Here is a 22,284-nt window from a genome sequence, read left to right on the forward strand (position 1 = left end):
GGCTATTCGCACGTTCAAAGTCACACTGGAGCACTCCGATGACAGAACAACCTTCCGATCGCTGTTATCCCCAGATTTTTTGAATTCCCTTTCTATAAGGGTAAAATCCGGAGATAAAGGCGAACGCTCCGCTTCTTCAGGTTATTTCTGTCCTCTCCGTTATCGTGTAACATCATCGTTTAAAAAACCGAAACCAAAGATTAAGAATAGTAGTAGTAAAGAGAAAGGCGTCTCCATTGGCTTATTGCCCTGGAGACGCCTTTTACGTTTATAGATTGAAGTTTATAGATTTAGGTTTACAGCTTAGGCGTATAACCCTAACTTGTTTTCTCACCCTAAACCTCTAACTTCACCTATTGTTCTACCTTTGTACTTAACCTTATGCTTTTGGCAGTTGGAACGAGCTTTTCAGGGATACAACCCGGTTAAATACCGGACGGCCTGGCTCGGAATGTTTCGGATCAACGCTGAAGTAACCGTGACGGAAGAACTGGAATTTATCCTGTGCTTTCGCTTCCTTCATCTCTTGCTCCACAAACCCTTGAACGACTTCAAGAGAGTTTGGATTCAATTGATCCAGGAACGTTTTCTCCGGTTGCTCTTCCACAACCTCCACCTCAGCGCCTGCCACGGCAGCTTCTGGCTCGATATCGGCTTCCGGTGCTTCTGCGGCGATCAGAGGTTCATACAGACGGAATTCAGCAGGCACCGCTTGAGTCGCTTCTACCCAGTGGATTGTACCTTTAACTTTACGGCCTGTGAATCCACTGCCGCTCTTCGTTTCCACATCATAGGTACAATGGATTTCAGTCACATTGCCTTCTGCGTCCTTAATTACATCGTTACATTTGATGAAGTACGCATGTTTCAGACGAACTTCATTACCAGGGAACAAACGGAAATATTTGTTCGGCGGATTCTCCATGAAATCGTCTTGTTCAATATAAATCTCACGAGAGAACGGAATTTGGCGATTACCCATCTCAGGGTTCTCCACATTGTTCTCTGCTTCGAGCCATTCCACTTGCCCTTCAGGGTAGTTGGTAATGACCACTTTGAGCGGGTGCAAGACAGCCATTGTGCGCGGAGCTTTCAGTTTCAAGTCTTCACGTACAAAGTGCTCCAGCGTTTGCAGGTCGATAACGCCTTGGCTTTTGGAAATGCCTGTTTCGAATACGAAATCACGAATGGCTTCCGGTGTATATCCCCGGCGGCGCAGACCCGAAATCGTTGGCATGCGCGGATCATCCCATCCATCCACATGGCCTTCATCCACGAGCAGTTTCAGCTTCCGTTTACTTGTCACCATTTGCGACAGGTTCAGGCGGCCAAACTCATATTGATGTGGTTGGTTCTCCATCTCACATTCGGCAATAACCCAATCATAGAATGGACGTTGATCCTCAAACTCCAGGGAGCAGAGGGAGTGAGTTACTCCTTCAATGGCATCTTCAAGTGGATGTGCGAATGCGTACATCGGATAGATGCACCATTTGTCACCCGTATTATGATGATGTGCATGAGCAATACGGTAAATGACCGGATCACGCAGATTGATGTTCGGTGAAGCCATATCAATCTTGGCGCGCAGCACTTTCTCACCGTTCTGGAATTCGCCTGCACGCATCCGTGTGAACAGGTCCAGATTCTCTTCTACAGTGCGGTCACGGTACGGGCTGTTCTTGCCCGGCTCGGTGAGCGTTCCACGCATAGCACGGATTTCGTCAGCGCTTTGGTCGTCGATGTAAGCTTTGCCTTTTTTGATCAACAAGACCGCGCGGCTATACATTTCATCAAAATAATCGGAAGCAAAACGTTTCTCGCTCCACTCATATCCGAGCCATTTCACGTCTTCCTGAATCGATTGGACATACTCTACATCTTCCTTGACCGGATTCGTGTCATCGAAGCGCAGATTTGTTTTGCCGCCAAATTCGCCACCCAGTGCAAAGTTAATCCAGATCGCTTTGGCATGGCCGATATGCAGATAACCGTTCGGTTCCGGAGGAAAACGAGTAATGACTTCCTGGACTTTCCCTGACCGGAGATCTTCGGTAATAATATTTTTGATAAAGTTAGGTGGGGTTGTACGATTGTCCACAGGTATCAAACCTTTCATGAATTGATTGGAGCTTTCAGGAATTGCAGCAATTCCGGCTAAAATTCCTTTATAACGAAGTCATTTCCTGAAAAAATCTATTTTCTTGGAAAGTTTCGTACGCGTTTCATTTAAATATACCTTTAACGAGGGAGGAGTTCAATAAATAACGCCCCAAAATCAGGATCAGTTACACACAAGATAGGCCCAAAACCATTTTGACGGGTTCGCACGAATCATGTAGCATGATAGAAAAACAGAATTTAAGGGAGGGTTTCCCATTGAACGCGCTAAAACTGTCCAAAGAACAACAGGATGAAGCCATACGTACCATCCAGTCGTATTTCGAAGAGGAACGCGGCGAAGAACTGGGCGATCTGGCAGCTTGGGGTGTGCTGGATCTTTTCATGACCCAGTTGGCTCCCTTCATATATAATCAGGCACTGGGTGATGCCCGTACTACGGTGAATCAACGCATGGCCTCGATGGAAGAAGACCTGTTTGCATTGGAGCGCAAGCTACCGAAGAATTCCCGATAATACATTATTTCAAAGAAAGAAGGTTGCACTCATGTTTACCTATTCATTGGATGAATATACCGAACTCCGCCCACTTGCCATGGAGCACACCAAACCGTTGTTCGAACTCACGGACCGCTCGCGGGACCAGTTGAGGCATTGGTTACCGTGGGTGGACAACGTGACCGAGATTGAGCATACTTCGAATTTTATCAGCAATGCATTGAAACAGGGAGCTGACAACGGCGGTTTCACCGCAGGTGTCTGGCTGAAAGGCGATCTTGCAGGCATCATCGGCTTCCACGAAATCAACTGGACCAATCGCTCGGTAAGCATCGGATACTGGCTTGGCAAAGGTTTTGAAGGTCAAGGTTTGATGACCAGCGCATGCCGCGTTCTGGTCGACTACGCTCTCGTCACCCTGGATCTGAACCGTGTCGAGATTCGCTCAGCAACTAACAACAAGCGGAGCCGGGCCATCCCTGAACGGCTTGGATTCGTCCTTGAAGGCGTTATTCGCCAGGCTGAGAAGTTGCCTAAGGGCTATGTTAACCATGCAGTGTATGGCATGCTGCAGCATGAATGGGAACTTTTACGCTAAATTAGACTTACATAATTTGAATGGTTGGAGGACTATTTACTACTACGAAATATGTTCCTCACAATGGCATACATCAACTCTTAAAGCCCCTCCTACTCCACAACATGTGGAGAATAAGGAGGGGCTTATCTTATTTGCGCATTTATGCATCCATATAAATTCGAATCTCTAGACCCGACTTCTTCTTAGAGCGCACGTACCATGCCACCGTCCACCACAAGGGATGTACCTGTAATGTACGTATTCGCTCCTGATAGGAGGAACACAACCGCTTTGGCAAACTCCTCGGGTTGACCATAACGTCCCAGTGGAATTTCCTTACGGAATTGTTCGGCAACCTCTTCCTCACTTATTCCGTTCTGCTCTGCACGTGCTGCGTCCAGTTCATGTATCCGATCCGTTCCAATTCTACCCGGCGCAACTGTATTGATCAGAATGCCATATGGCGCAAGTTCCTGTGACAAAGTCTTGGCCAATCCGAACACACCCGTACGGAACGTATTGGACAGAATCAGACCGGGAATCGGCTGCTTCACAGAGGTGGAGGCAATGTTCACGATATGTCCGCCGTTCTCCTTCATGTAAGGAAGCGCACCGCGAATCAGTCTGACATAACTAAGTACATTTAATTCAAATGCACGTTCCCAATCTTCATCCGTCAATGACTCGAATGTTCCTGAAGGCGGGCCGCCTGAATTGTTCACCAAAATATCAATCTGCCCAAACTGTTCGCCTGTCTTGCGAATCAGGGCATCAATATCTTCCCTGCTTGTCACATCGGTTGCAAAATATTCGATACGTCCGCCACCACCAAGCGCTAGCAGCTCCTGCTTCACCGCTGCAAGCTTCTCTTCGCTCCGGCTAGCGAGCATGACATCAGCGCCTTCTGCCGCCAATTGAGCGGCTACCGCTTTGCCCAGTCCTCGACTGGATGCAAGCACCAGCGCCTTTTTACCACGAAGTCCCATGTCCATTGTTGTTCCTCCTTCTACTCTGTTCTATCCGTTGGGCTGGATGAAATAACTCATAAGAATATCGTCCACATATTTGCCTGTAATATAAAATTCCGACACCAGTCTGCCTTCCGTTACAAATCCGCACTGTGTATAAAAAGCAATCGCCCCTGGATTGCTGGATAACACCCGCAACCTAAGTTTGATGATGCCTTGTTCAAAGGCATGCTGCTTCATGGCATCCATCAGAGCTGTAGCAATACCACAGCGTCGATCATGGGGATGAACGGCGATATTAATCTCGTATACATGGCGGTTAACAGGCATTCCTGTCGGCAGATAAAAGCCTACATAACCACATACCCGCTCTCCCTGAACGGCAATCAGCTGACTGCCTGGAGGACAATGCTGCAAATATTGTTGTCTGGATCGCCACTGAAACGGGGCCGGAGAGGTATGCTTGTCCCATACCAGTGCATCCAGTTCCATCAGTTGGGCAGCATCCTTGATCTCGGATGGTCGAATGGTATACGTATGGCTGATAAGCATAAAAGTTCAACCTTTCGTGCAATAGTCGATAACACTGCGCAAAGCAGCGTTAGAAAAAACGGCTTGTTCCTTACTCATTTCGACATTTTGCAGCTGAATACGTGCAAAATGCTCCTTTGCTTTATATTGTAGCATAGCCTCAGACTTGACTAAAATTTCACACAGTGGAAAGAAATGAACACTTAACCTTGCCGTAACGTCATCGTTTATACTGAATTGATAAGGAGGTGCACGTGATGAACATCAAAGAAGCCGCGGACAGACTCGGCATATCGGCAAGAGCCATTCGCTTTTACGAGGAAAAAGGACTGATCTCCCCCGTCAAACAGACAAGTAACGGATACCGTACATACACCGAGAATGACATCTGGCGTCTGCAAACCATTGCAGCTCTGCGCGAAATCGGGATGTCGCTTCAGGATATCACCCAAGCGCTCGGAGAGATTGACCAGGGTAATCAGCAGCGATTGGAAGAATATCTGGAGCTGCAGCAGGCGGTCATGTATGCCCAGTGGGTCGAGCTAAAGCGCATGCTGGATACAACCCAGCGTATGATTGATCTCAACCGCCAGGACGGGCCACTGGATGTCAGCCATCTGCATGATCTTGCAGACAGTTCGCGCCGCCTCAGGGAAGCTCGGCAGAACTGGCATGACCGCTGGAATTACGATATGCAAGCAGCCATCCACGATCAGCGCGTACAGGCGGCGAATGACCGTCTGCCAAGACAAACTACCTCAAACATCAGAATTGATTCGGGACCTGGAGCCATGCGAGCAACAGATAAGTCGGATCGAGAAGGCGAGCCAGATCATAACGTTGATGAAGTTCGCAGCCAGAAGTATAGCCGGACAGCACACAGTCCAAACAGCGATAAAACGTATCCAGAAGATGCAGGGTCAAGATCAGAAGATTCGAGAGTAGGTGCAGCACCTTTCAATATATATGACAACTATGATGAGGGGCTGGAGCAGACAGCAAGCTGGATATCTCCTGTGCCCGGTGAAAAAGGACTCGATATCGGTACAGGTACGGGAAATTTGGCTGGCAGACTGTTAGAGCGTGGCGCAGCGATGACTGCCATCGATCAATCCCGGGAGATGCTGCGTACATGCCGCACCAAATATCCCGAGATGCAAGTGAAGCTTGGTAACTTTCTGGCATTGCCTTTCGCCGACCAGTCCTTCGATTTTGTCGTATCCAGCTTCGCCTTCCATCATCTGAGCCCAGACCAGCAGCAGTTGGCGTTACAGGAAATGCAGCGGGTGTTAACTACACGTGGACGAATCTGCCTGACAGACCTCATGTTTGTTGATGCAGCTCACCGCAAGACGTATATTCAACAGGCTGAGGCAGCAGGTCATGAGGACCAGTTACAAACGATAAGGGAACGTCATTTCCCGCTGCTGGACGGCCTGTGCGGCTCGCTGGAGGACGCAGGCTATGTGACGAAGCATATACGCCATAATGCGCTTCTGCACACGTTGCTGGCCGTTCCTTTGCGTTAGAATGATCATCCCACCGTAACAAGTTCCCCTGACCTACCAATAAATCTTCTCAAATAAAAAAAGGTCACCCTGCCTGTTAAGGAGGATGACCTTCCACTCTAGTGAAACATCGAGCTTGTATTGAATTTACATATAAATTTCAACAATCGTGCGCTCCGAAGCATTACGCGCTTGTTTGAACTCATCCAGCGAGATACGAGCCCCACCTTGACGGTAGCGGTTCGCCGTTTGCTCAGTGCGGATGTCCTTGCCATTTACCGTTACACGGTTAACCGAACCTTCGTTCAAATGGTAGATAAATGTTACTGGCTCTCCTGCATATTCGAATTCGAATTGCATACCATTCAGCTCAGCCGGCAATACCGGGTCAATAACCAGATCTCCGCCTTCCTGACGAATGCCAAGTGCGTTGGAGATCAGTTGGTTCATGTAGATTCCAGGGCCGCTGGAGTAGATTCTCCATCCACCTTTCACCTGTACTGTTCCTTTGCGTAGTTGGTCAAAATGCTCCTGCGCCTCATAGCGCGTATTGAACTTGCCGTCGGAACTACTGAAATACGCGTTCGCCTGACGAATCTCCGCATTAGGTACAACTTCGCCGATGCCAACCGGGTTAATCATGGCAAGACCATTCCACACCTGATCCGTCTTACCAAGCTTCGCCATCGCTTCAACGTAACGGATATGAGCGTGTACATACTGCAAACCGATCTCGCGACCGAAGTTGGACGCTTGCTCTGCCCGTTTGAAGTGGCTGCTCACTCCGCCTGCATATTGAGCTGGACGATTCATCAGACGTACCCCATCCGGGCACAGGAACTGCTCACGAATCAGCGCATAATGTGACTCAGCCTGTTCTGCATTCAGCAATTCACCGATCATGCTGCGCGTCATCGGCAGAAGGCGATATTGAATGCCTGTCTCCGTATCTGTTGGGTGAAGCATCAGCTTCGCCTGATCCGCTTCTTCCATGTATACGAAACCTGGAATCACATCTGTACCCAGCATGTAACGATTAAAGTCTTCACGGATGCCTTGAGCCAGAACGTCCAGCTCCTGTGCAAATCCCGCATCCTTATGTTGCAGCGCCTGTGCAAGCACATTTACAGACTGATAAGTCAAAGCAACGGTCCAGCTGCTCACCATATATTGTTTGAGCTGTGCATTGGCTGGCTGGAGTGTATCATCCCAGTCCCCATCACCGTAAGAAGACAGGAATGTGTCGTGCAGGAAGTGTGAGCGGATATATTCGATCTCTTTTTTCGCGTGATCCAATACAGTCGCTGTTTCTTCCGTGAACCCGAAGCTGTGCTTAACAGTATAAGGTACTTTCTCATCCAGAATCGCATAGTCACGAGTCGCTGTCAGGTAGTCCGCCAGCACTTTCAGTGGCCATACGATGATATCACCGTGGCTCTCTTCCTGCTGAATTGCAAAATACTTGTCGAACATGAACCATTGCGGCCAGTTGCCATCATCTTCATATTGGTGGGTATATACCATTTTGATAATATCGCGAACCTGCTCATATTTTTGCGTTGCCATGAAGTATTCAACCGGACCTTGGCATACATCCCGAGTACCCCATGCCGCGCCGCCGTACTGCTCCAATCCGTGAGGCACGGAGTAGTGAACCAGCATATTATGTGTGTACCACCAAGCCAGCGCGTTCACTTTGAAGAGATCCTCTGCACTTTGGCCTTCACCACGAGACAAACGGAAACCGTTCATTACACCTGCGAAGAATTCGCGGTACGCCTGAACTTCCTCTTCAAAAGTAAGGCTGGAGCCTGCTACGACAGAACCGTCTGCTTCGTTAGCTTGACCTTCCAATACGCCTTGTACTTTCAGCGTCCATTCTGCACTTTCTTCCAGACTAAGTGTAACCAGCGATGCAGATCCACTGCGGATGCCACTCGCCAGCAACGTTTCATCTCCAACATTTACGGCTGCGCCATCCACCGACATGCGGTATTGCAGGTCAGGATACGTTCCGGCACTAATCGCTTGTGGATCAGCCTTGAAGATCAGCGTGTTGCCATCTTGCGTCATATGCAGCGGATACTCGTATTCATTTACATTCATCGTAATTTGGTTGGTTACCAGGTAACGATATGCTTTGCCACTTGTCGAGCGTACGTTCATGCTCACTTCAGTGGTGTGTGCTCCAGTGTAGTTAGTCACGATGATGGTATCCGATTCGGTTTTGTAGATCCAACGTACATAGTTGAAGCCAATCTCGAACAGGGAAGGCATCGTCAGCAGACGGTATTGTCCGTCCATTTCCACATAAATGCGTTGTCCAGCCGTCTTCGGCACGTTCAATGCGTTGCGGGCATTACTGATCATTTTATTAAAATTGGTGTTACCAATAACGAGTTGTGAATTGAAAATACCGTACATATACGATGTCGTCGTAATAACCTGCGCACCAAGCTGTACATTGCCACCACTCATCAGGATATGGCCGTGCGGACGCTCTACGAGCAATTCTTTCGCTTTCAGGACAATATGTTCATAACTGCCCGTGAAGAAGGATAACAGTGAATCACCGCTACGCTCTTCCTGATGGCGATCAGGGAACAGATCATTAATCTCATCTTGTGTCAAATCAAGCGCAGCAAGTGGTTCACCCAAGAAGGATGACAGTTTCACCTGTTCCAACGTCTCGCCTTGCTCCACAGTCAATGCTTGTACTTCGTTCCATGCTGCAGTCACTTCATCCCCGAATTCCAGTGCGGAGATTCCGGCAGGATGATCTGCTTTGGCCAGTCCGTAGAAGACCACTTGGGCTTCCCCATCCAAGCTTACGCGCTCCGATTGCAATGCTGTGTAAGCAAATTCATACTGGTACGTCTCATTTGCCAATGTATTATGGCTCAGGCTCTCAGGCTGGTTTGTTTCCTTGTAGGACAGACCGAAGAATTGAAATCCATCTGTCGAGTAACCAACTGCCTTAGTCAGAGAACCTTGTTGCATGTAAGGGAAAGCACCGCCCTGAGGCTGGTTTTGACGCGAACACACCACATATCCCTTCGCTTCATCTTCGAATACCGTATGGTCAATGTACTGCGAAAGATAGGCTTCATTGCTGCGTACTGCACCTGGATCAGCAAGACCTACATCTTGTCCATATACCACGTCAACGTTATGTTGTTGTCCTGTGAGCTTCACATCCCAGAACCAGACACCTTGCGTTGTGGCTGTAAACACAACCTGATAGCCAATGCCTTGTTCTTTGCCTTCAAGCTGTACTGTACCTTCCCAGATCAGTTGATTGCCTGATTGCGCTTTGCTTGTAATCACTTTGCTGTTCGAACGCACACCCAGCAGTGGGAACGAGCTGATTTTCTCTCCCTCGTGTACACGCAGATACAGGTTATTCAAAGATCCATCGATCTGGTTGCTGAGCAATTGATTCAACATGGTCGTACCGGATTTAGCTTGGTACAGGTCCCCACTGTTCAAAAAGGTAAAGGATAAATCCCCGGCAGTCAGCCGGATTGGTTCATTAATCATCGTTGTCATACTATTCACTCCTTCATTTAGTATAAAATCGAAACGTTTCGATAAATCTGAAAAAGAATAGGGGTCCTCTGCGAAATGACCTTTGTCTGGCCAATTCGGACGGTGATCCCCATCATTCAACTCTTAATTCAAAGAGGGCCAATCACTTTTACAACCACGAGAATTAGAAAAAAACAACTCCACAAATCTAGACAGACCGGATATGATATGACTTCTGTAAGCAGTATCTAAACCATATCCCATCCGACGAGTCTTTCTAGGCGGGCTGAATTCCTGACTCTACCTGTACCGATCGTACAGACTCGCGCTCCACCAGATCAATGGTTAACGTATACGATGTATTCACAGCTTCGCCGTTCAGCATCTGGAAGAGCAAATGTCCTGCCAATGAACCTGCTTCATGCTTGGGCTGCCGCACCGTTGTAAGCGGCGGATGAACATATTCGGACAGTTGAATATCATCAAACCCGATTACCGAAATGTCATTAGGTACCGAAATGCCGCTCTCTTCAAATGCTTTCAGTCCACCAATCGCCATTTCGTCATTCCCGTAAAATACAGCAGATGGAAGCTCGCCCTGCATAACCATCATCTTGGTTGCACTATATCCGCCCTCACGTACAAAATTACCGCTTAGACGCCATTTGGACTTCTCTTCAAGGCCCGCCTCCTGCATTGCTCGCAAATATCCTTGATAACGCAGAGCATTATCGTAAGAATTGGATGGCCCGCTGATATAGGCGATGGTCTTATGCCCCTTCTGAATGAGGTGACGTGTAGCCAGGTAACCGCCTTGCTCCCCGTCCACCAGCACGTTGACCAGATGGCTACTCGAAATCTGCCGATCCATCACAATGATAGGGAAACGTTCACCTGCTGATTCCACCAGGATATCATCATGGATGTTATGAGCTAGGATAATAGCGCCATCCACTCTTTTTTCCCGCAAGAAACGAACCGCTGTGGAGTCGCGTCCTCCCATAGAGCTGCATGCAATCAGATCATATCCGTTAGCCAGCGCTACATCCTGTACGCTGCGAATCAATTCGGAGTAATAAGGACCCGACAGATCTGTAAGAATCAACGCAATCGTGTTCGTCCGGCTCCGTTTCAGGTCCATGGCAAAGCCGTTTTTGCGATAATTCAGTTCCCGTGCTGCCGCCAGCACTTTTGCCTTGGTCTTGGCACTTACCTTGCTGTCCCCATTCAGTGCATAGGAAGCGGTCGAGAGCGCCACGCCTGCCAGCTTTGCCACATCCTTAATCGTTGCCATTCCACGTTCGCTCCTTCTAACTTTCTTGTTACCTATCATTTTATACTCTAAATGGTTGCTACAACCACTCAATCCTATGCATTATCCATTAGAAATGGCATCAATTCTCATTTATCGAAACGTTTCGAAGTGTTTTCAAAAAAATTTCTTTTCACTTCTTTTAAGCATCACTGCTGAATTATATACCTTGAAATGGTACATATTCCCTGGTCGATTGACAACATTTCAATATTGGACAAGAGGAAGAATTCATTATAAATCACAATGAACACGCCTGTAAACCATAGATTGAAACGTTTCGACATTTTCATTATAGTCGGTGTTGATAGCGATTTCAACCTCTTTATCCATTTTCCACAGAAATATGTGAAGGGAATGATTCGAAGGGTCCTCATTACACCTTTGTGGTATTATACTGCTTATTAGTCCAATCCTCTATAAGGAGTCCATTATGTTATGAGCAATCTGGATCTAAGCTTTCATAAATCATCCCTGAACAACCCCGGCCGCTTGCAGCAAATCACAAACGTGCCTCCGGCAATGTTCAAGCTGTGTCATCTGGTGCAGCTCCATGATCGGGAAGCCTTCTCCCGCATCGATGAACTGTGGAGCAGCAAGCATGTTCTTTATGTCATCACCTCTGGTCAGGCAAGATTGATCAGTTCGAATGGTCAGTTGATGGTAAATACCGGCTCAGCTGTCGTACGCCAAGCTGGAACCCTGCTTCAGCATGAAAGCAAGCGTGGTTCCCTTTCCCCGGTTCAGGGTATTGCAATAGCCTTTGATTTTGCAGATAACGAACAAAGGCTCTGGCCATTCGGACATCCTGTTCCCGTTACAAGTCGTCTTATTGCCGAGCTGATCTCCGAATTGGTTCAGTCCAGCTCAAAACGTGATGAGTCGGGACCATTCAAACCTCATATGCTGTTTTATCAGCTGCTGGATACGTTGCGAGATCACGCTGTGCGTTTGGCTCATGAAGATCATTCCTGGCTGGACATCGTCCTCGCGCGTATCCATGAAAGAGTTACTCATTCTTTTACACGTGAGCAATTAGCGAGAGAGGTTAATGTGAGTCCAGAGCATTTTTCACGAGAATTCAAGAAATACACCGGATTTACATTCGTGGAGTATGTTACCCGGTTAAGAATCCGAATTGCCCAGGAACACCTGCTGTTTGCCAATCCCACATTGCAAGAACTTGCGCAGTTGACGGGATACAGGGATACCTTTTATTTAAGTCGAAAATTCAAACAAACGGTAGGTTGTGCACCGACTCTCTATCGGAAAACGCCAAAAAAAATTGCAAGTCTTACATACAACTATACCGCTTCCTTGCTCGCACTGGGCCACATCCCGCATCTGGGTGCCGTTGCAGAATGGATGAAAAGTAGACTTATTGAAAATGGACAAGACCAATTTGATCAGTGTTATGAGCATGATCTTATTAATCATCCGGATCTAATCGCAGACGCTCATCCCGATGTCATCCTTGGTTATGCACCTCATTCCGGCATGGATGAATTACGGCAGATTGCACCAACTATTTTGATGCCTTTTGAAGAACTTGACTGGCAGGAGCAACTCATTCATTTGGGGCTCATCACAGGTCTGGAAGCCAAAGCTCGTGCGCTGTTAGACCAATATGATACGCTTCAGCAAGAGGCCAATCGTACACTCGATCAAATGATGGGTGTACGTGGATCAGCAGTATGCATATTCATGATTGGTGAGAGTGGAGCGTACATCTATGGTCACGGATGGGGTAGAGCTTCTCATATTTTGTATCACTCGCTTGGCTTCGCCCCTCCTGCCAGAATGGAAAAGGATCGTCAGCTGCTCACAGGTTATATCCATGTTCCGCTAAATGAAATTCATTTGTACGCGGCAGACCATATTTTTATTGACTATGCCAGGGAGCCATCGGAGCACGATGCTGTGGACAAACTGTTCGCTCAGGAGTCCTGGAGCAACTTGAGTGCGGTCCGAGAAGGGCGACTGTACGAGATTGAAGCGAATATGTTTTATGGATTCGACCCCATCTCGATTATGGAGCAATTACAGCACATCATGCACAAACTGACATCACATCTGTCCATGCATTAGTCATCATAGATGTCCATGTACAAATGTTACGTCATCCTCTATGTTAGTAATGAGAATAATAATCATTATTGATTATATACACAGGGGGAACAATTATATGTTTGCTACAAAAAAACGCTTTTCCGGCTTGCTGCTCATGCTCGCCATCATCATGATCCTGGCTGCCTGTAACAGTGGCACGGGTTCCGGCACAACGGAACCAACAGCGGCGGGTTCAGAATCGACTACAAGTTCGACCGAAACAAATACCGATTCTTCGGGTGCTACGCGGATCTACAAGTCATTAAGTGGAGATGTGGAAATTCCGGCTGAACCGAAACGGATTGTTACGGACATGTACGTAAGTGATCTGCTCGCACTCGGTATAAAGCCCGTTGGATCTATTAAATACTATCTGGAAAATCCATTCTACGCCGATCAGGTCGAGGGTATAGAAAATATTGGTGACCGGGGTGCCGTATCCCTGGAGAAGGTCGTCGCGTTGGACCCGGATCTGATCATTACCTACTCTGATAAAGCTGAAGAAATTGAGAGTTATCAAAAAATCGCACCTACCGTGGTCATTCCCTACGGCACGTTTACCAATGTAGAGGATGAAATTCGGGGCTTTGGAGAACTCATGAACAAATCCGAAGAAGCCGAAGCCTGGCTGAAAACGTACGACGAACGTATTGAAGCCGCTCGCGCCAAAGTAAAAGCAGTCATTAAACCGGAGGAAACCTTCTCGATCCTCGAAGTATCAGACAAGAGCTATTATGGCTATGGAGACAACTTTGGTCGCGGTGGACAAGCCGTTTATCGCGCTTTGCAACTTGCACCACTCGAAATTACGAAAAAAGAACTGATGGGCGATACCCAATGGAAAGAGATTTCACGTGAAGTCGTTGGTGATTATGCAGGAGACCATATCTTCCTGACGGTAGGGGAGAACAATAAAAATTACCAAGGCGATTCCATCTGGCAATCGCTCCCGGCTGTGAAAAACAATCAGGTGTACGAATTACAGGAAGATCGCTACTGGTACTTCGATCCGATTGCAATTCAGAGTCAGGCTGAAGAATTCGCTGATATGATCGTAGAACGTGCACAGCAAAATCGTAAATAACATATGAAAGATGCAAGTGTCTGGTCAGGCTATGGAACCTGTCCGGGCATTTGCGTTATATGGAGGAGGACTTACATATGCTTCGCCGTTTTATGGCCTATTATCGTCCTTATCGGGGACTCTTTATATTAGACTTCTCCTGTGCCATTCTAGCTGCACTGCTGGAGCTTGCGTTTCCCTTGGCTGTAAACAAAGTTGTCGATCAGCTGCTTCCCGCAGGCAACTGGTCCATGATTTTATCAGCCTGTGCCGGATTGCTGGGCATCTATCTGCTCAGTTCCTTTTTCCATTATGCAGTCACCTACTGGGGGCATAAGCTGGGTATTAACATCGAATCCGATATGCGGCGGGAACTGTTCCAGCGTGTGCAGAAGCAATCCTTCCGCTTTTTCGATAACAACAAGACTGGGCACCTCGTCTCTCGCATGACCAATGATCTGATGGATATTGGTGAGATTGCCCATCATGGACCCGAGGATCTGTTCATTGCCCTGATGACGCTGGCCGGAGCCTTCGGCATAATGCTTGGTATCAACTGGAAACTGGCTGTCATGACCTTCATCATCGTACCGCTAATGATCTTCCTGTCCCTCTACTTCAGCCGCAAAATGTCCAAAGCGTTCAAGCGTATGTTTGCGGATATTGCAGACTATAACGCACGCGTAGAGAACAATGTGAGCGGAATTCGTGTAGTACAGGCTTTTGCCAATGAAAAGCATGAAGTGAAACGTTTTGTTGAAAATAATGAACGCTTCCGTCTTACCAAACTGATCACCTACCGGATTATGGCGTGGAATTCCTCGCTCAGCTTCATTCTGATGAAATTCGTCTCGCTGTTTGTACTGGTGTGCGGTACGTGGTTTGTCATTCAAGGCAGCATGACCTACGGAGAATTTATCGCCTTTGTCATGTTATCCAATGTGTTTCTTGGACCGATTCAACAGATTAATTCCGTCATCGAAACCTATCCCAAAGGCATTGCCGGATTCAAAAGATATCTGGAGCTGCTGGAAGCCGAGCCCGATGTGGATGATACACCACAAGCCAAATCCATCCCGCATGTGAAAGGTGACATCGCCTTCCATGACGTTTCATTTGCTTATGGGGAACACAAACCAACCTTGGATCAGGTCAATCTGGAGATTCAGGCAGGACAAACGGTAGCGCTGGTTGGACCTTCGGGTGCAGGCAAATCTACGCTGTGCAGTCTTATTCCACGCTTTTACGATGTGGATGCGGGACATATCTCTATTGATGGGATTCCGGTAAAAGATATGACACTGGAGTCACTTCGCTCCCATATCGGGATTGTGCAGCAGGATATTTTCCTGTTTGATGGGTCAATCCGTGAAAATATTGCCTACGGCAAACTGGATGCACCTGATGAAGAAATCTGGCAAGCCATCCGCAGGGCCCAACTGGAAGAGCTGGTACAATCTCAACCGGAAGGTCTCGATACTCTAATTGGTGAGCGGGGCGTCAAATTATCTGGCGGACAAAAGCAACGTCTATCCATTGCTCGCATGATTCTAAAAAATCCGCCGATCCTCATTCTGGATGAAGCGACCTCAGCTCTTGATACCGAAACGGAAGCCGCCATTCAGTTGGCTTTATCTGAGCTGGCACAAGGACGTACAACGCTGATCATCGCCCATCGACTGGCAACGATCAGACACGCCGATCGTATTGTGGTTGTGGAGAACGGCGGCGTAGCCGAGCAAGGCAGCCATGATGAACTTCTGGCACGTCAGGGCTCGTATAGCCGATTGCATCAAGCCCAATTTGGATAGGTTGCGAATTATTGTGGATTATAAAGTTTAACGAAATACATTCACGTTATTACCACAAAACCAGTTGCAGGACTGCCTAATTGTGGAATTTGACGCTAATAACACGCGCTCGCCTCGTTAGACAGTACTAACGTTAAAGGGATGTCCCCCGTCATGTTCAATGACTTATGGGACATCCCTTTCTTATTCAGATCCTAATCTGTGATAATCATATCAGGAATAGGATTTTATTTTTTGACCGCATAGATGAAATGATTTGTTTCGAAGGCAGACAAGTCATCTGTACGATTGCTGAAATACCGATCCTGTATATGCTCCGGCGATAGATGCTCATATATGAGAAGTCCCATATCCGCCAATAACCGCTCCATCTCCTCGTAAGTGAAGCAGGATTGCATCGGCTCGCCCCCCATTGCAGCCATCTTAACCATATTTTCAACCCGGTTAAACCTTCCTTTTTCCTCAAAGAGATGCTCATCTGCATAATCCAATACAATGGAGCTCCCCGTTGGAAGATTCAAAAATACATGTCGGAGCAAGTTGGACAGATCTTCTTTGGTCAAATAATACGAAACGCCTAACAGAGTCACCATCGTCTTTAGCTTCTTCAAGCCTTCATTAGTCAAACGTTCATACGAAGGCTCATGGGTAAAATCCATTGGCACGAGATGAAGATTGTCCGGAATGATCAGATCGGCTTGATGCAGCCGCTCCCGCTTGAATTGCTGTGTTGCCGGATAGTCCACTTCAAATAGTTCCAGCATGTCCTTCAATTCCGGATGCCTCAAAGCAAATGTATCCATCCCTGCGCCAAGAATGACCACCTGCTTCAATCCCAACGTAATCTCATGCAACACTACATGCTCAAAATAGGCAGCCCGAGCCAATGTTATTGGAGATAACTGTATTTGCGTAATCCATTTTAGAATCGTATCTGGATCGTCCTTGATCAGGTGAGCCATGTCCGGATTGAAAAAATGGATACCTTGAATCATATTCTCGCGAATACCCGCAAACTCTTGAGGAGTAATAAGCTCTTTAGCTATATAATCATCGAAAATAAGAGGTGTATCGTATTGGCAGTGGTAGGCTCGACCAAAAGCCGAAATCAGGGATGTGATGCTGGACTCATTTTGCTTCATATTTTTATCCTCCCGTACAAACAAAAATAAGATTCCCCCTGGCCAGGAGAACCTTAGTATATACGGAATGTTTTTATATGTAAATTATAGCATAAAAAGATTTTTTTGTCAATCTACATTTACAGGATGATCCGACAGATCAAAGTGGCTTTCTTTGTCCCTCCACTCCAATCTGCCCTCTTCCTCCTTCATACCACTCAACCCGAAAAGGCTAAGCGTCCAATCCGTACTCCTTCACTTCACGGTTGCGGTTCAGCACCGCATGCAGTACAAAACCAAGCACCGCAATAACCGCCGTACCAGTCGCCAGCCACGCTACAGGGATCAGTCCCTGTTTGTCGTACATGACCCCCATTGCATATGGCCCGATAACCCGTCCAACCGCACCGATACCACCGGAGATCCCGATGTAGAAAGGTGCCGCTCTTCCGGCATGCTCTGAGATGAATGCCGGCGTAGCAGGTGAGATCAGCATTTCCCCAAAGGTAGCCAGTACCATCGCAAGCACCATACCCGGATAGCTATACATGGTGATCATGACGATGTAGGCCATGCCATAGAACACCGCACTTGCAGTCATCTGAGCAGTCGATGTACGGGCCATCGTACGCTTGACCCAATTGGTGAAGGGTTGTCCCACAAAGATCAGCACCCCGTTCAGGGTCCAGAGCAGACCGTACATTCTTTTCTCCATACCCTCGGAAATAATATACGGAGACACACCCGTATTCCAGATGGAATTACCGAACAGCAGGAACAGCACGCCCAGGCTCATGAACAGATATAATCTGGTGTTGCCCAGCAGCGCCCAGACGCCCGGCCCATCGGGAACCGTTTTGCGTTTGGTCAGATGTACTTCGCCCTGATCCGGTTCTGCCCGCGACAGATAATACCAGAAGAAAATCGCAAATCCTGCGGAGGTCACCCCGTTCAGTACAAAGCTGAGGTGATAAGAAAAGTCAGCCAAAAAACCACTGAGCGCTGTACCAATCGCCACACCGATATTGTTGGCGACATAGATCACATTGAACAATTCCCCGCGTCTCTCCGCAAACCGGAAGCCAATAAAGGCTTGAATAGCTGGTAACGACAATGAACTGAACAGGCCGATCCAGCCCATGGCACATATAAATACAACCCAATACGCGCTAATCCACGGCAGAGCAAACAGCCCTACCGCATTTAACGCCAGCGATCCGATGATCAGCTTCTTGACACCCACCCTGTGGTACAATGCACCGCCGAGCAATTGCCCGAAGATGCCGCCCAGCGACTGGATCAGAATAACAAACCCCGCGTTCGCCATCGTGCGTCCAAGCTCGTCAAATACATACATCGTGGTCAGCGGCCACATCAAGGCACTACCTGTCGCATTGACCAAACTTGCCAGCAAAAATATTTTCACTTCTTTTGGATACGTATCCAGCCATCTCATCATCTTGTTTATTCTCCTTAAGTACCTTCAAAAAGCATTTTTCCATAAAAAATAGACCCTTGCCCTGACGGCATAATTAGCCAGAGCGAAGGCCACTTGAATTTAGAATTTAGAATTTAGAATTTAGAATTTAGAATTTAGAATTTAGAAATTTGAATTCCGAATCTGGCTCTCTTTATCATTCTGCTTACGATCTATCCATTGTTCATCTTACCTGAAAAGATCCGATCTGCAAGCACATTCATTGACGCTTCACTTCGACAGTGGCCGAGAAGAATGTTGCCCCGTTCCCCATGTCGGAAAGACGATTGGACGTGAGCGAGTTCGCCCGCTGTTTTTTGCCATTGCCATCCCACCATAAGCCTTGACTGATCACCGTTCCTGGCAGCATGGATTCACTCACCTTGGCGGTTAGTTCGATCCGGCCACGGTCGTTCCATACGACCACAGCATCCCCGTCTTCCACCTGTCTGCGGGCGGCGTCCTCCGGGTGCATTTGCAATAATGGCATCTTCTCCAGACGTTGATGTTTGGCCGAATTGGCAAAGCTGGAATTCAGGAAATTATGATTTGGCGGCGACAGAAACATCAGCGGGTACACATCCGCTGGTCCAGCTGGGTTTTCTCCGTCATACCCCTCAACGAGAGCACTATACGTAGGTAACGGCGGCAATCCCTTCTGTGCCATCGTTTCCGAATACAGCTCAATTTTCCCCGAAGGCGTGGGCAACTGATCCAAATAGGAGGCATGTGCAGACATATCCAGCTTGACGAAATGATGCTGCTTCAGCCCCTCCAAGGTTACTCCGTTCATGTAGGGATTGCCCGTACCCTGAAGTGCTTCCTCGATCATCTGTTCCGGTGTCTCCCCGAAAATCTCCGGGTCATACCCCATCGCCTGTCCGAGCAAAGAAAACAATTCAACATTGCTTTTACTCTCACCCAAAGGCACAATGACTGGCTCTTGCAAATGAACATATTGATGCCAGTAGGACGTATACAGATCCGTCGTTTCAAATGAAGACGTCGCAGGCAGCACAATATCCGCGTATTTCGCCGTATCCGTCATGAATAGGTCATGGACTACCGTAAACAGATCCTCCCGTGCAAAACCTCGCTCCACCCGCTCGGTATCTGGTGCCACCACCAGTGGATTGCTGCAGTAGACCATCAACGCCCGGATCGGCTGCTCCGCTTCCAGCAGTGCTTCGCCAATCCGGTTCATGTTCACCACGCGCGGCTCCGGGTTCTGCCGCAGCTCCGGACGCTCGAGCGCATCGCTATTCGTGCTCGCGTAGCTGTTGGTACGAATAGCACCCCCGCCGCGCTTCAGCCACTGGCCAGTGATGGCAGGCAGACAGGCTACGCTGCGTACATTCATGCCACCGTTGTCGTGATGCTGGAGGCCATTGCCGATATGAATATGGGCTGCCTGTGCGTTACCATACAGCTCAGCCAGCTTCACGATGTCCGCCTCCGGCACACCTGTAATACGTGCAACGCGCTCAGGGGTGTAGCTGCGGACATGATCACGAAGTGCCTCATGGCCGACGGTATATTTTTGCATAAAAGCCTCATCTGTCAGTCCCTGCTCAAACAATACATGCATTAATCCGAGTGCCAATGCACTGTCTGTACCCGGGTAAAGTGGGATGAACCAGTCTCCCCATTGGGCGGTCCGATTGCGATGGACATCAATAACGACGATTTGGGCACCCTTTTTGCGGGCTTTCTCAGCCAGAACAACCTGATGCATATTGGTGCTGACGATGTTGCCTCCCCACACCAGAATGACATCCGCGTGCTCTGTATCCTCGGGCAAGGTTCCCCGGTTCGCACCCATCGTATATTTCCAGCCAGTATTTCCTGCTGCATTACAGATGGTCTGTTCGAGCATGCTCGCACCTAGCGCATTGAAAAATCGACGATCCATGCCGTCCACACCAAGAATGCCCATGTTTCCATAGAAGCTGTAGGGCAGGATGCTCTCCGGTCCGTAGGTAGCTGCCAGCGAACTGAATCTCGCCGTAATCTCGCCGATGGCTTCGTCCCAACTGATTCGCTCGAACTGGCCATCGCCCTTGGCTCCGATGCGTCGCATCGGATATTGCAGCCGCTCGGGGTGATACACTCGCTCCGTCATATTTCGAACCTTGTTACAGATGGCACCTTTTGTAATCGGATGGTCCGGATTGCCCGCTACCTTCACGATCTTACCGTTCTCCTTATGAAGCAGCAGGCCGCAAGTATCCGGACAATCGAGCGGGCAAACTGCCGGGAATACGCCATTCTCCTGATCGATCATATACAAGTTCCTCCCCCTTCAAAGCTATCCTCATATCATATCTTCTTCATGGTAATCGCGTAAAGAGAACAGTCTTTTTTTACTGCCACAACCGCTCCGAATTTTTTTTAAAAAAATCTTTTCCCCTTTGATTCATTCTCGAAATTCAAGGGTAAATTAAAAATAAGGCATTAGGCTAGTGTTTCCCCACTTCCTCCTCATGCCATATCATGGACCACTCCCGAAATTCGCCATGAACAGGTTTCGTTCCCCCGAACCTTGTCATGGCGAATTTATTTTGCGTGCATATTTTTACATTAAAAAAGGCGATTCCTCTTCCGCCCATCACAGCAGAGAGCCATGACTTGAACGAGATCAGAATCGCCTCTCCTGTTTACTTTGACTTGTCTTTTCACTCGTTTTCGCACTTGTACCACGGTTACAACGCTACTCTATTACTCGGAAAAATGCTGCTACGCCTGCTTGCTCCACATCGGTCTGGCTTCTGTCTCCACAGGCTGGGCCACCGCCATTGCCACCTCAGGCTTCACTTCCGGCTCATGCTTGCGCAGGTACACCATCCAGTAAGCAACCGCCACAAACAGCGCCCCTCCCGTCAGGTTGCCAAGCCATACCGGAATGAAATTCATGATGTATTGCCCCCACGAATAATGCCCTTCGAAGATCGCCGCAGGAATCAGGAACATGTTGGCGACAACGTGCTGGAATCCAATAGCTACAAAGGCCATCGTTGGGAACCAAATGCCCAGTACTTTTCCACTCATCGTATCCGATGCGTAGGACAGCCATACTGCGAGAGCTACCAGCCAGTTACACCCGATCCCGGATATAAAAGCCTGAAGGAAGCTGTCGTCCAGCTTGTGTCCAGCCATATCCACTACTTTGGTCAAATAGGCACCTTCTGCCGTCAGACCGAGCACATGCCCAAATGCATAGGCCACAAAGAGCGCTCCAAGGAAATTACCTATCGTCACTAAGGTGAGATTCTTCAACATGTTGCCCGTGGACAGTTTACGTGCAATCGTCGCAAGTGGGACGGCCATCATATTGCCTGTCAGCAGTTCCCCACCGCCAATCAGCACCAATATTAAACCTACCGGGAACACTGCTGCACCAATCAGATTAACCAAGCTGCCCCACTCGGCCGGAGCAGAAGCAATGACCCGAATATCCAGCAGAAATCCAAGCGCAATAAAAGCACCTGCCAGAAAACTGAGTATCAATACGGAGGACACCGGATTTTGAGCTTTCTTCATCCCCGTATACGCCGTATATTGTGCAACCTCAAGAGGTGTTTTTGCTGCCATAACGATCCTCTCCTTCACAGTTCATGAACATCATAATTCAACCTGTTTTGTTGATATGTTCATTGT

General features: G+C 48.1%; 15 protein-coding genes. 6 read left to right on the forward strand and 9 right to left on the reverse strand.

Annotation, left to right across the window (positions count from 1 at the left end; translation table 11 throughout):
- Positions 1–379: 379 nt before the first annotated feature.
- Positions 380–2,119, reverse strand: coding sequence for a glutamine--tRNA ligase/YqeY domain fusion protein (locus G3352_RS16745; RefSeq protein ID WP_163758145.1), 1,740 nt, complete (start codon positions 2,117–2,119; stop codon positions 380–382).
- 260 nt (positions 2,120–2,379) lie between these two features.
- Between G3352_RS16745 and G3352_RS16750 the strand changes: the two genes are divergently transcribed.
- Positions 2,380–2,637, forward strand: coding sequence for a DUF2164 domain-containing protein (locus G3352_RS16750; RefSeq protein ID WP_090808970.1), 258 nt, complete (start codon positions 2,380–2,382; stop codon positions 2,635–2,637).
- Between the two features lie 31 nt (positions 2,638–2,668).
- The gene (locus tag G3352_RS16755) at positions 2,669–3,217 is read left to right on the forward strand and encodes a GNAT family N-acetyltransferase (protein ID WP_076287542.1); all 549 of its coding nucleotides are present in this window, start codon (positions 2,669–2,671) and stop codon (positions 3,215–3,217) included.
- A gap of 185 nt (positions 3,218–3,402) precedes the next feature.
- On the opposite strand, the gene G3352_RS16760 is transcribed toward G3352_RS16755, so the two are convergent.
- Positions 3,403–4,191: an SDR family oxidoreductase gene (locus G3352_RS16760; RefSeq protein ID WP_163758146.1), complete on the reverse strand. Its 789-nt coding sequence runs from the start codon at positions 4,189–4,191 to the stop codon at positions 3,403–3,405.
- Between the two features lie 24 nt (positions 4,192–4,215).
- On the reverse strand, positions 4,216–4,719 hold the full coding sequence (locus G3352_RS16765; RefSeq protein ID WP_163758148.1) for a GNAT family N-acetyltransferase: 504 nt from the start codon (positions 4,717–4,719) through the stop codon (positions 4,216–4,218).
- Positions 4,720–4,955: 236 nt separating this feature from the next.
- Here G3352_RS16765 and G3352_RS16770 point away from each other — a divergent pair, with 236 nt between their 5' ends.
- Positions 4,956–6,227 carry a methyltransferase domain-containing protein gene (locus tag G3352_RS16770; RefSeq protein WP_163758150.1) on the forward strand — a complete coding sequence of 424 codons (1,272 nt, stop codon included), beginning with the start codon at positions 4,956–4,958 and terminating at the stop codon, positions 6,225–6,227.
- A 126-nt stretch (positions 6,228–6,353) separates the two neighbouring features.
- Here G3352_RS16770 and G3352_RS16775 read toward each other — a convergent pair whose 3' ends face one another.
- Positions 6,354–9,755 (reverse strand): GH36-type glycosyl hydrolase domain-containing protein, encoded by a 3,402-nt coding sequence (locus tag G3352_RS16775; RefSeq protein ID WP_163758152.1) that lies wholly within the window; start codon positions 9,753–9,755, stop codon positions 6,354–6,356.
- Between the two features lie 256 nt (positions 9,756–10,011).
- Positions 10,012–11,028, reverse strand: coding sequence for a LacI family DNA-binding transcriptional regulator (locus G3352_RS16780; RefSeq protein WP_163758154.1), 1,017 nt, complete (start codon positions 11,026–11,028; stop codon positions 10,012–10,014).
- 456 nt (positions 11,029–11,484) lie between these two features.
- Between G3352_RS16780 and G3352_RS16785 the strand changes: the two genes are divergently transcribed.
- From G3352_RS16785 to G3352_RS16795, 3 genes are all read left to right on the forward strand, one after another.
- Positions 11,485–13,134, forward strand: a complete 1,650-nt coding sequence (locus G3352_RS16785) for an AraC family transcriptional regulator (RefSeq protein ID WP_163758156.1) — start codon at positions 11,485–11,487, stop codon at positions 13,132–13,134.
- A 97-nt stretch (positions 13,135–13,231) separates the two neighbouring features.
- On the forward strand, positions 13,232–14,239 hold the full coding sequence (locus G3352_RS16790; RefSeq protein WP_163758158.1) for an ABC transporter substrate-binding protein: 1,008 nt from the start codon (positions 13,232–13,234) through the stop codon (positions 14,237–14,239).
- A gap of 77 nt (positions 14,240–14,316) precedes the next feature.
- Complete coding sequence (locus G3352_RS16795; protein ID WP_163758160.1) at positions 14,317–16,029, forward strand: ABC transporter ATP-binding protein; 1,713 nt, start codon at positions 14,317–14,319, stop codon at positions 16,027–16,029.
- Positions 16,030–16,256: 227 nt separating this feature from the next.
- Here G3352_RS16795 and G3352_RS16800 read toward each other — a convergent pair whose 3' ends face one another.
- From G3352_RS16800 to G3352_RS16815, 4 genes are all read right to left on the reverse strand, one after another.
- Complete coding sequence (locus G3352_RS16800) at positions 16,257–17,171, reverse strand: class I SAM-dependent methyltransferase (RefSeq protein ID WP_163758162.1); 915 nt, start codon at positions 17,169–17,171, stop codon at positions 16,257–16,259.
- A 211-nt stretch (positions 17,172–17,382) separates the two neighbouring features.
- On the reverse strand, positions 17,383–18,606 hold the full coding sequence (locus G3352_RS16805) for an MFS transporter (RefSeq protein WP_063566966.1): 1,224 nt from the start codon (positions 18,604–18,606) through the stop codon (positions 17,383–17,385).
- A 241-nt stretch (positions 18,607–18,847) separates the two neighbouring features.
- A complete protein-coding gene (locus G3352_RS16810) occupies positions 18,848–20,911 on the reverse strand; it encodes a molybdopterin-containing oxidoreductase family protein (RefSeq protein ID WP_163758164.1) in 2,064 nt (687 codons plus the stop codon).
- 452 nt (positions 20,912–21,363) lie between these two features.
- Complete coding sequence (locus G3352_RS16815) at positions 21,364–22,218, reverse strand: formate/nitrite transporter family protein (RefSeq protein ID WP_163758166.1); 855 nt, start codon at positions 22,216–22,218, stop codon at positions 21,364–21,366.
- Between the last annotated feature and the right edge of the window lie 66 nt (positions 22,219–22,284).

Origin of the sequence: Paenibacillus sp. ALJ109b, assembly GCF_010747435.1 — a bacterium.
In the GTDB taxonomy this organism is placed as follows: Bacteria; Bacillota; Bacilli; order Paenibacillales; family Paenibacillaceae; genus Paenibacillus; species Paenibacillus taichungensis.